This is a genomic window from Paractinoplanes tereljensis (assembly GCF_016862435.1).
Lineage (GTDB): Bacteria > Actinomycetota > Actinomycetes > Mycobacteriales > Micromonosporaceae > Actinoplanes > Actinoplanes tereljensis.
In genome coordinates, this window is record NZ_BOMY01000062.1 from 21,832 (window position 1) to 31,817 (window position 9,986).

Annotated in this window: 12 protein-coding genes; 8 read left to right on the top strand and 4 right to left on the bottom strand. The window is 69.8% G+C overall.

Translation table 11 applies throughout. The features are described 5' to 3' along the window. Nucleotides 1-95 precede the first annotated feature (95 nt). A complete protein-coding gene (locus Ate02nite_RS46630) occupies nt 96-695 on the top strand; it encodes a hypothetical protein (protein WP_203814444.1) in 600 nt (199 codons plus the stop codon). Between the two features lie 53 nt (nt 696-748). Here the strand turns inward: Ate02nite_RS46630 and Ate02nite_RS46635 are convergent, their stop codons facing one another. The 3 genes from Ate02nite_RS46635 to Ate02nite_RS46645 all read right to left on the bottom strand — a co-directional run bounded on the left by Ate02nite_RS46635 (nt 749) and on the right by Ate02nite_RS46645 (nt 2,876). Next, a complete protein-coding gene (locus Ate02nite_RS46635; RefSeq protein ID WP_203814445.1) occupies nt 749-1,234 on the bottom strand; it encodes a hypothetical protein in 486 nt (161 codons plus the stop codon). A 51-nt stretch (nt 1,235-1,285) separates the two neighbouring features. Then, nucleotides 1,286-1,555 carry a hypothetical protein gene (locus tag Ate02nite_RS46640; RefSeq protein ID WP_203814446.1) on the bottom strand — a complete coding sequence of 90 codons (270 nt, stop codon included), beginning with the start codon at nt 1,553-1,555 and terminating at the stop codon, nt 1,286-1,288. Nucleotides 1,556-1,904: 349 nt separating this feature from the next. Continuing rightward, nucleotides 1,905-2,876, bottom strand: coding sequence for an Lrp/AsnC family transcriptional regulator (locus Ate02nite_RS46645; RefSeq protein WP_203814447.1), 972 nt, complete (start codon nt 2,874-2,876; stop codon nt 1,905-1,907). 76 nt (nt 2,877-2,952) lie between these two features. On the opposite strand from Ate02nite_RS46645, the gene Ate02nite_RS46650 reads away from it, so the two are divergent. From Ate02nite_RS46650 to Ate02nite_RS46680, 7 genes are read left to right on the top strand one after another with little or no spacing between them, the layout of a single operon-like run. Further along, the gene (locus Ate02nite_RS46650) at nt 2,953-4,179 is read left to right on the top strand and encodes a cytochrome P450 (RefSeq protein ID WP_203814448.1); all 1,227 of its coding nucleotides are present in this window, start codon (nt 2,953-2,955) and stop codon (nt 4,177-4,179) included. Beyond that, entirely contained in the window at nt 4,172-5,146 is a 975-nt protein-coding gene (add, locus tag Ate02nite_RS46655) for an adenosine deaminase (RefSeq protein WP_203814449.1), read from the top strand. The genes Ate02nite_RS46650 and add overlap by 8 nt, the downstream gene beginning before the upstream one ends. A gap of 55 nt (nt 5,147-5,201) precedes the next feature. Beyond that, on the top strand, nt 5,202-5,639 hold the full coding sequence (locus tag Ate02nite_RS46660; RefSeq protein ID WP_239148220.1) for a carboxymuconolactone decarboxylase family protein: 438 nt from the start codon (nt 5,202-5,204) through the stop codon (nt 5,637-5,639). Then, the gene (gene sigJ / locus Ate02nite_RS46665; RefSeq protein ID WP_239148221.1) at nt 5,588-6,457 is read left to right on the top strand and encodes an RNA polymerase sigma factor SigJ; all 870 of its coding nucleotides are present in this window, start codon (nt 5,588-5,590) and stop codon (nt 6,455-6,457) included. Before Ate02nite_RS46660 ends, sigJ begins: the two co-directional genes overlap by 52 nt. Before the next feature lie 22 nt (nt 6,458-6,479). Further along, on the top strand, nt 6,480-7,250 hold the full coding sequence (locus tag Ate02nite_RS46670) for a MerR family transcriptional regulator (protein WP_203814450.1): 771 nt from the start codon (nt 6,480-6,482) through the stop codon (nt 7,248-7,250). Further along, nucleotides 7,247-8,092 (top strand): ABC transporter ATP-binding protein, encoded by an 846-nt coding sequence (locus tag Ate02nite_RS46675; RefSeq protein ID WP_203814451.1) that lies wholly within the window; start codon nt 7,247-7,249, stop codon nt 8,090-8,092. The genes Ate02nite_RS46670 and Ate02nite_RS46675 overlap by 4 nt, the downstream gene beginning before the upstream one ends. Next, nucleotides 8,089-9,612, top strand: coding sequence for an efflux permease Rv1217c-related protein (locus tag Ate02nite_RS46680; RefSeq protein WP_203814452.1), 1,524 nt, complete (start codon nt 8,089-8,091; stop codon nt 9,610-9,612). The genes Ate02nite_RS46675 and Ate02nite_RS46680 overlap by 4 nt, the downstream gene beginning before the upstream one ends. On the opposite strand, the gene Ate02nite_RS46685 is transcribed toward Ate02nite_RS46680, so the two are convergent. Continuing rightward, nucleotides 9,529-9,986: tetratricopeptide repeat protein (locus tag Ate02nite_RS46685; RefSeq protein ID WP_203814453.1), on the bottom strand; the 458-nt coding region annotated here is incomplete at its 5' end. The two genes, Ate02nite_RS46680 and Ate02nite_RS46685, sit on opposite strands and share 84 nt — an antisense overlap.

Consider the following 9,986-nt stretch of genomic DNA (forward strand, 5'->3'; position numbering starts at 1 on the left):
GGATCCGCCGTGAGAAGTGCGCGGCGCCGAAGGTCTCGTATCCGGCATCGCCTGGGCGCTGATAAGTCGATGGTCGCGGCACATAGCCTTGCCTGGTGAGTTTCGGAACCTACGCCCGCAAGGTGGCAGACGGTTCGTCGCCCTACGAACGACGGATCAACGCCCTGGCTGGCTGCGTCCAGCTTTATCGACCGCTGGGCTATCTGGCGACGTTCGGTTACCTGAACCACGTCGCCGGGCACTTTCGCCGGGACGAGGAAGCCTTGCTCCGAGCGCTGGACATGCTGACGGCGAGCCGCCAACTGTGGCTGGCGGAAGTAGACGCGTATGCCAGCCGTCGGCGCGCGGCGAAGCGGCTCGGGCGGCGCATCCCACGGTCGTCGGATTCCAATCCGAATCTGCCGGCCTGCTGGTACGGCGATTCGCGCCGTGCTGCGTTCTTCACCCTGGGCTACCTGTTGAGTAAGCAGGATCGGAACAGCCATGCAGACGTCGATGTCATCCGCCTCGCATCGTCCGTCCTGGAGACCCACGGGAACGTCAATGGCGTGAACCTGGATCAGGTGAGCGTCCTCCGGAGGCGGCTCGAGCAACTCCGCGCGGCGTCAGGCTGGCCAAACGTCGACTGGCCGAATTGGCATAAGGCCAACCAGTCTTTATGGATCCTGCACCAGGTTTCCAACGCGACGGCATAGAGGCCTTGGCACCGGCGCCACGCTCGGTGCGGCGGGGGGCGAGGGCGGCGGACTCACCATGGGCCGGCCAGGAAGGCGACTCGGCCGGCTGCCGCGTCATAGGTCATCATCGGCGGGTAGGTGTTGTCGCCTTCGCTGTACACGAAGACGTCCTTCTGGACCGCGTCGCCCAGGGTCCGCAGGAACCGGCAGAACGCATCGAGCCGTTGTTGGCCCTGGATCTGGTGGAGATCTACGTCGCTCAGGATCTCCACCATGGCCTGCGGCCGGATCATCCACTCCAGGTCGGGGTCGGGCCACACCGTCAACAGCGTCCTCGGCTCACGATCCTCGCCCGGGAAGAGGTCGGCCGCGGAATCCGGTACCGCAGTTTCCCGGTCTCCGCGCTCGTACCGGCACGGCCATCCGCGCGATCGGATCAGGTCGAGGACGAGCTGCCAATGGGTCAACGTCGTGCCCGCCACGATCACGTCCGGGGCACTGCCGTTCTCGGCCGGGTTGAACCACTGCTTCACGTCGTCCCACGGCAGATCAGTCACTAGGCGATGATCCCCGATCGTGCACGCCATTGGCCGGCATTCGGTCGCGGCTCATATCAGGTTCGGCTTGATGGCGAGCCAATCGCGAAGGCTGGCGGCCAAGTCTCGATCCTCTATGTCGGCCAGGTGGCGTTCGGCTGCGTTGAGCAGGTTCTTGGCGCGTCGCGACTGGAGCATCGCTTGGCGGTCCAGCAGGTGCATGTTCTGCCGGTCGGTCACCACGGTGATGTGGTCGCGGGAGACGGGGATGGCATCCAGGCATGCCCGGACCACGGCGTCCGCCGACGGCAGGATCGAAGCCGCCACTCCGGCGTCACGCATCTGCGAGACGTAGTACGCCGTGCGTTCCGCGACTTCCGCCTGGCCGAGCGCGGAACGTACGCGGGCCTGGTCCAGCAGCCATAGCTTCAGTTGCGCCCACGACGCTTGTTCCGTTGGCTGATCCTTCCACTGTCTATCGATCAGTAGCAGTAGTAGCGGCCACCAGGGCTGAGAACGTCGGTGTCTCCTCGTTCACCGCGATGAAGAACGCCTCGTCGACGTCCAGTCAGGGCAGCTCTCGGCCACGGGTTTGCCGGAGTATCCGAGCCGACGCTTCATCGTCGATGAAGAAGTCCAGTGAGGTCGACTCGAATGTCATGGCCTCGACGCTGGAAGGAAAGTACAGCGGCTAGCCACTGCGGCGACCAGGGTTCACCCGGGCGCGAGGTGGCGGCAGGCGCTGTTCGACCACGCCGGAGGTCCAGGCCAGCCGGTGGCGCAGCACGCGGACCGGCTGGACCTCGTGGGACAGCACTCCGGGCAGAGTGGACAGCGTCGTGGTCAGGGCGGCCAGCTCCGGCACCGTAGGGGCGCCGATCGAGCAATGCAGGTCGTGGGCGCCGGTGGATTCCGCGATGTAGTCGACGCCGGGCGTCGCCGTCAAACCCGCCAGCAGCTCGGCCCGGCGGTGGGCGTCGGCGCGCAGGGCCAGCTGCGCCTGCTCGGCCGTGCCGCCGGGATGCCGGACCACGGTGGTCAGCCGGATCGCGCCGGTCGCCAGCAGCTGCAGGACCCGGGCCCGGGTGGCGGCCACCGACCGGCCGACGGCGGCCGCGAGATCCGTGTAACCGGCCCGGCCGTCGGTGCGCAGCGAAGCCACCAGCGCGAGGTCGGTGGCATCCAGCGGCCGGCCGAGATCGGCGTTCCACGGACCCGGATCGGTGTGGGTGAGCCCACCGGCTCCGGGCCCGGCATGCAGCCGCACGTAGATGTCGGCCCGCACATGCGAAACCCACCCCAGCGTGCCGAGATGGTCCATCTCCGCCCGCACGGTGTCGAGGTCGGGCGTGGACATCTGCACCAGCAGGGCCGGCCCGGTCGTCACCCGCGCGATCCAGGCCGAGGCGTCCAGAGCCGGCACCGACGACGGGTCGGGCAGGTCCCCGCTGCGGCCGGTGAGCGTCAGCAGATGGATCACCGGCTGCCCGAGCACGGCCGGATGGGCCTGCGCATAGATCCCGACCACGCCGGAGTCGATCAGCCGGGTGACCCGGGCCCGGGCCGCGCTGGGGGAGAGGCCGGTGCGGGCGGCCAGGGTGCGGAACGACGCGCGGCCGTCATGCGCCAGTTCGCCGATGAGCCGTTCATCCAGATCGTCCACGCCGCAATGGTGGCATGTTACCTACCGGAAACATCAGCGGCGGCAACACGACACCGAGACCGTGTTTTTTGTTGCCATGGCGCTCGTAACCAAAGAAACGCGCGGGCTGGCTGATCTGCCCTGGATGGACGTGGACGATCCGCTGCTCGTTGACGACCCGGCCGCGTTTCTCGCCGCCCATCGCGGCACCGACTGGGCGTTCCGCAGCCGCCGCGGCCTCGAAGTGCTGCGGTACGACCAGGTCTGGCGGTTCCTCACCGACCGCCGCCTGGTCCCGGACGTCGCCGACCTGCTGGCGATCAACGGCCTCGGCGAGACGGCGCCCGGCGCGACCGGGCTGAGCGGCATGCTGTCGGTGCACGGCCGGGACCATGCCCGCCTGCGGGGCGCGGCCGCCGCCTGGTTCGCGCCGGCCCGGGTCGAAGAGTGGCGCCCGTTCATCCGGGAAACCTGCCGCGAGCTGCTCGGAAACCCCGCTCCGGGAACGGTGATCGACCTGGTCACGGCTTTGTGCGTACCCCTGCCGGGCCTGGTTTTCACCAAGATGGTGGGCGCGCCGGCCGCTGACGCGGCCCGGCTGTGCGCCTGGTCCGATTCCCTGCTCAAGGTTTTCCTGCAGGATCCGGCTCACCGCGACGAGATCATCGAGGCAGGTCAAGGCCTTGAGGCGTACGTCCTGAGCCTGCTCGAAGAGCGCCGGGCCAACCCGGGTGACGACCTGCTGTCGGCGATGCTGGGCCGGCACGAGGCGGGTGCCCTGACCGACGAGGAACTGATCGGGGTGGCGGCCGAGCTGCTGTCGGCCAGCACCGACAACACCGCCAGCCAACTCGGCGTCACCCTCATGCACACCCTCGCCGACCCGGCCCGCTGGCAGCAGCTGAGCGCCGAGCCGGCGCTGGCCGCGGGGGCCGCGGTCGAGGCCGAGCGGCTCACCCCGCGGGTCGGCTACATCAACCGCAAGGCCCTGACCGACGCCGTCATCGACGGCCTGGCGGTGCCGGCCGGCACCTGGGTGCGCTGCTCGGTGCTCTCCGGCCACCACGACGAAACGGTGTTCGGTGACCCGCTGACCTTCGATCCGGGTCGTGCCGACCAGCGTCGCTCGCTGGTCTTCGGTGGCGGCCCGCACTACTGCATCGGGGCCGGCCTCGCCCAGGTCGAGATCGAGGAGGCCCTGCTCTACCTGACCGAGCGTTACCCCGGGCTGCGCCCGGCCGGCCCACCCGGCTGGATCCAGAGCGAGGTGCTCATGTCGCTGGTCTCCCTGCCCGTACGCATCCCGGAGGAAATTCATGCGTGACCTGCGCGCCCTGCCCAAGGCCCACCTGCACATCCACCTGGAAGCAACGATGCGGCCGGCCACCGTGGCCGAGTTCTCCGGCGAGCCGGCCCGCACCAGCTTCGAATATTCGGGGTTCACCGAGTTCGTCACCGCCTACTACGGGCTGACCACCGTGATCGACTCGCCCGCCCGGCTGGCCCGGGTGATCGACGAGGCGGTCGAGGACGCCGCGGCCGACGGGGTGGTCGCGATCGAGCTGGCCACCACCCCGACCTGGTACACACCGGTGTTCGGGTCGCTGGACGAGGCGATCGAGGCGCTGTGCGGCTTCGCCGCCGACGCGGCCGCCAAGCATGGCGTGTGGACCGGCATCGTGGTGGCGATCGACCGCACCGCCGGCCCGGACGCCGCCCTCGAGCTGGCGTCGGCCGCCGCCCGGTTCGCCGGCCGGGGCGTGATCGGCCTGGGTCTGCATGCCGAGGAGCGCGGTTTCCCGGCCCGCGACTTCCAGAAGGCGTTCGCCACCGCCCGCGACGCCGGCCTGCTGGCCGTCCCGCACGCCGGCGAGCTGGTCGGCCCGGAGTCGGTCCGCGAGGCGGTGACCCTGCTCGGCGCCGACCGCGTCCAGCACGGGGTCCGCTCGGTGGAAGACCCGGCGCTGGTCGCCGAGCTGGCCGCGGCCGGCACCGTGCTGGACGTGTGCCCGACCTCGAACCTTCTGCTCGGCGTCGTGCCGAGCCTGGCCGCCCACCCGCTGCCGGCCCTGCTGGCCGCGGGCGTGCGCTGCTCGATCAACGCCGACGACCCGACCCTGTTCGGCGTGGGCGTCCTGCACGAGTACGAGGTGGCCCGCCACGACCTGGGCCTGCACGATGTCGCGCTGGCGGACTGTGCCCGTACGTCCGTCGCGGCGAGCGCGGCCCCGGCCGCGGTCAAGGAGACCGCCCAGGCCGCTATCGACGGCTGGCTGCAAGAGGCTGGGTGACCACCGTCACGGCTGCGGTTGTCACGCCGGCGGGTCGCCCGTCCGTCGTGCTGGCATGACTAAACGAATGTCGCTGGCGGAAGTGATTCCGGCCGGCTACGCGGCCGTCGCTGAGCTGGAGAAGTACGGGCGGGCCAACGTCGAACCCACCGTGCTGCACCTGATCAAGATCCGGGCGTCGGTGCTGAACGGCTGCGCGTTCTGCATCGACATGCACACCACCGAGGCCCTCGCCGACGGGGAGAACCAGCGCCGGCTGTTCGCGGTGGCGGCCTGGCGCGAAGCGGAGGATTTCTTCACCGCGAAGGAGCGGGCCGCGCTCGCGCTGACCGACGCGGTGACCAAGGTCGAGGTGTCCGACGAGGTGTGGGCCGAGGCCGCGAAGGAGTGGTCCGAGGAGGAGGTCGCCAACCTCATCATCGCTATTGGCACCATCAACGTGTGGAATCGGATCGTGATCTCGACCCGGCAACCCCCGCCACCGCTGGCGTGACCGACGAGTTCGTTCGGCATCGGCCGATGCTGTTCGGGCTCGCCTATCGGATGCTGGGCAGCCTGCACGACGCCGAGGACGTACTGCAGGAGGCCTATCTGCGCTGGGCCGGCGCCGATCGCAGCAACGTCGAGCAGCCGCGCCGCTACCTGACCCGGGTGGTGGCGCGGCTGGCCGTGGACAACCTGCGGGCCCGGCAGGCCCGCCGGGAAAGCTACTTCGGCGAATGGCTGCCGGAACCGGCGCCGGCCGAGGCGGTCGACACCACCGATCTGTCGTACGCCGTGCTGCACCTGATGGAGCAGCTCACCCCGCCGCAGCGGGCGGTCTACGTGCTGCACACCGCGTTCGACCTACCCTACGAGGAGATCGCGGAGATCATCGGCCGGACCGAGGCCGACTGCCGGCAGCTGCACCACCGCGCCCGGGAAGCGCTCACCAAGAGCCCACGTTTCACCCCCGCGAAAGAGGAGCACGAGCGGCTGCTCAACGGCTTCGTCGCGGCGGCCCGGGACGGTGACCTCGCCACGCTGCGCAGCCTGCTGCACGCCGATGTCGTGTCCTGGTCGGACGGCGGTGGCCGGGTGCGCACGGCGATCAACCCGATCTACACGCCGGCCAAGGTGGCCCGGTTCTTCGGGAGCATTTATGCGCGTACGCCGGAATTCTCGTTAAAAAGAATGACCCTCAACGGCGAACCGGCGCTCCTCGTCAGCTACCCCGCATCGCGGCACCTGTTGCTGATCGACGCCGCCGACGGCCTGATCCGGGGCATATACGTGGTCGCCAACCCCGACAAGATATTGACTGTGACGTAACGTCACAGTAGAGACTGGCCGGGTGCGCATCAAGGAACTGGCCGAGCTGACCGGCGCAACGGTCCGCACCATCCGGCACTACCACCAGATCGGCCTGCTGCCGGTGCCGCCGACCCGGGACGGTGTGCGCGACTACGGTCTCGTGCACGTGGCCCGGATGGTCCGCATCCGGTGGCTGGCGCTGGCCGGCGTCCCGCTCGCGACCATCGGGGCGATGGCCGAGTCAACGGTGCTGACCGACCTGCGGTCCGGGGTCGAGGCCCTCGACGAGCAGCTGCGCGAGCTGCAGACCCAGCGCGACCGGATGCAGCGGCTCATCGAGGCCGTCGAACGCGATGGCAACCTGTCGCCGATGCCGGCCGCCATCGTCGCGTTCTACGACCGGATCGAGTCGGAGGCGCCCGACGAGCGCACCCGCCGGGTGATCCGGCGCGAACGCGACTACATGGAGCTGGCCTTCTACCGCGGCGACATGCCACCGGAGGCGGCCGTTCTCTACGAGCGGCTGGCCGGCGCCGACCTGACCGAGTCCACCGAGGGCTTCCGGGTGATCGCCGAACGCACCGGCCCGCTCGACCGGGCCGAGATGGAACAGCTGGCGGCCTACCACCTCGAGCGGCTCACCCGGCAGCTCGGCGAGGACTTCCTGCCGGTCGTGCGTGCCATCGACATCGAGGTGGCCCGCCGCGCCGCCGACCTGTACGTGCGGCTCGCCGCCCCGAACCAGCGCGACCTCGACCGACTGCTGGCCGACGCCCTGCTCACTCTGATCGAGAAAGGCCAAGCCCAGTGATCATCGAGACCACCGCCCTGGTGAAGCGGTTCGGGACGTTCACCGCCGTGGACGGCCTGGACCTGAGCGTCGAGGAGGGCAGCGTGCACGGCTTCCTCGGCCCGAACGGCGCCGGCAAGTCAACGACGATCCGGGTCCTGCTGGGCCTCTACAAGCCCACGTCCGGCCAGGTCAGGGTGACCAGGCGCATCTCGTACGTTCCCGGCGAGGTCACCCTGTGGCCGAACCTGACCGGCCAGCAGGTGCTGGACGCCCTGGCCGGCCTGCGCGGCACCCGCGACGAGGCCGCGGAACGCCGGCTGGCCGACGAGTTCGCCCTGGACACCCGCCGCCGCGTGCGCACCTATTCCAAGGGCAACCGGCAGAAGGTCGCGCTGATCGCCGCGTTCGCCGCCCGCACCGACCTGCTCATCCTCGACGAGCCCACCTCGGGCCTGGACCCGCTGATGGAGCAGTTGTTCCAGCGCTGCGTGCGAGACGCGGCTGCTGCCGGCCGTACGGTCTTGCTGTCGAGCCACATCCTGGCCGAGGTAGAGGACGTCTGCGACACGGTCACGATTATCAAGGACGGCCGGTTGGTCGAGTCTGGACGCCTCGCAGATATGCGGCACTTGGCCGCTTCCGCCGTCACCGCGCGCCTTCCGGAGGATCAGGCCGCCGTGATCGTCAACCGGCTCGGATTCGGCGATTGTGCCAACGGTCTGCTGCACCTGAGCGTGCCCCGGGACCTGGTGCCGCGAGCGCTCGGCCTGCTGGCCGAGGCCAACGCCCAGGACATCACCTGCACCCCCGCACGCCTCGAGGACCTGTTCCTGCGGCACTACGCGGTGGCCGCCCGATGACCCGCCTGCTGCTACGCCGCTACCGCCTCATGCTGGCCAGCTGGCTGCTCCTGATGATCGCCATGTGCGCCATCACGATCTCCGCCTACCGAACCACTTACGCCACCGACGAACTCCGCCGGGCCGCGGTCCTCAAGGCCCAGAAAAACCCAGCAACCAACCTGGTGTACGGCCTATTGCCCGACCCCGGAACCCCCAACCAGATGTACGGGTGGGAAATCGGCGCCTTCGCCACCATCCTCGCGGCAGTGATGGGGGTGCTGATAGCGGTGGCCCTGACCCGTGCCAACGAGGACGACGGCACCCTGGAGCTGCTGCGCAGTTGCGGCCTGGCCCCGAAAACGCCGCTGCGCAGCGCGCTGACCGTCCTGGCCGGCTGCGCGACCGTGCTCTTTGCCGGGGTGGGCGGCGCCTTCGGGGCGACGGTGGCGATGACGTTCCTGCTGGTTGCCGCCCTGACCACGCTGCTCGCGCAGATAGCACCGACCGCCGGCCAAGCTCGCCTGCTCGGTTTCGCCCTGGTGGGCGTGTCGTTCGCGGTCCGCGCCTTCGCCGATACCCGCGACGTGGCGTGGCTCAACTGGCTGAGCCCGCTCGGCTTGCGCGCGGTAGTCCAGCCGTTCACCACCGACCGCTGGTGGGCGCTGCTTCCCGCGCTGCTGTTCACCGTCGCGGCCGCGATCGGCGCGATGTTGCTGTCATCGCGGCGCGAGTTCGGCGCCGGCTTCATCCGCCGCCGAGACATCCACCACGGCCGGTTGCGGGTGCGCTCAGCCACCGGCTTCGCCTTCCGCCTGGCCCGAGGCTCCCTGCTGACCTGGACCATCGCGGTGGCGGCGATCGGCTCCTTGTTCGCCGCGATGGGTTCCAGCACGGTGGAGCAGCAGCGCGAGGGCGAGGTAGGCGGCTTCCTGGGTTCCCAGCTGGGCGCTGGTGACCCAGCGGCCGGTTTCCTGTCCTACTGCGGCACGATCGTGGGCATCATCATCTGCGTCTACGCGGTCCTGTCCGCGTCAGACAGCCGCCGAGCGGAGCGCTTGGGCCTGACCGACCTCCAGCTGACCACCGGCCTGCGCCGTTGGTCCCCGCTGGCCGCCCAGGCCACCGTGACAGCAGCGGGTGCCGCGATCATCCTGACCGCGACCGGCGTCCTGACCGCGCTGATAGCCCCAGCGATGCTCGACGGCGACGACATAGCCGCCCGAGCTTTCGTCTACATGATCGGCCAGTGGCCGGCCGCCGCCGCGATGACGGGTTGCACGGTGCTGCTGGCCGGCGCCCTACCGCGCCTGACCGCGCTCGCTTGGCTCCCGCTGATCGCCAGCACCACCGTGGCCCTCCTGGGCGACCTGCTGAAGGTCCCCCAGCGGATCCAGGACCTGAGCCTGTTCCAGCACGTCCCCGACGTCGCGACCGCGAACCCGCCGACGGTGGCCCTACTCGTGCTCACCGGCCTGGGCGTCGGCTTGAGCCTGGCCGGCCTCGCCGGCGTCGCCCGTCGCGACCTGCTCCTGGGCTGAGGGTCCGCTGCGCTCCCGCGCCGTCAAGCGGTCAATGATGGCTCTGGCCCGTGTCCGCAGTGCGGTGGCGTCGGCCAGCCGGTCGAGGTCTTGCAGTACTGAGGCGAGGTTGTTCAGGCGAAGCGCGACGTCGGGGTGGATGGGTCCATAGGCGTTTTCGTCGATGGTGAGGGCGCGTTCGAGTAGGGGTCGAGCGTCGGCTGGCCGGTCGAGGTCTTTCAGGACCGTGGCAAGGTTGTTCAGGTCGATGGCGAGGTTAGGGTGGTTGGGTCCGCGGGTGGTTTCGTCGATGGTGACGGCGCGTTCGAGTAGGGGTCGAGCGTCGGCTGGCCGGCCGAGGTCTCTCAGGACCAGAGCGAGGCTGTTCAGGTCGA

Bases quoted from the DNA above. Each gene is read 5' to 3' on its own strand.
- Ate02nite_RS46650 (WP_203814448.1), top strand. From the start codon at position 2,953: ATGGCGCTCGTAACCAAAGAAACGCGCGGGCTGGCTGATCTGCCCTGG.
- add (WP_203814449.1), top strand. From the start codon at position 4,172: ATGCGTGACCTGCGCGCCCTGCCCAAGGCCCACCTGCACATCCACCTG.
- Ate02nite_RS46640 (WP_203814446.1), bottom strand. From the start codon at position 1,555: ATGCGTGACGCCGGAGTGGCGGCTTCGATCCTGCCGTCGGCGGACGCC.
- Ate02nite_RS46680 (WP_203814452.1), top strand. From the start codon at position 8,089: ATGACCCGCCTGCTGCTACGCCGCTACCGCCTCATGCTGGCCAGCTGG.
- Ate02nite_RS46660 (WP_239148220.1), top strand. From the start codon at position 5,202: ATGACTAAACGAATGTCGCTGGCGGAAGTGATTCCGGCCGGCTACGCG.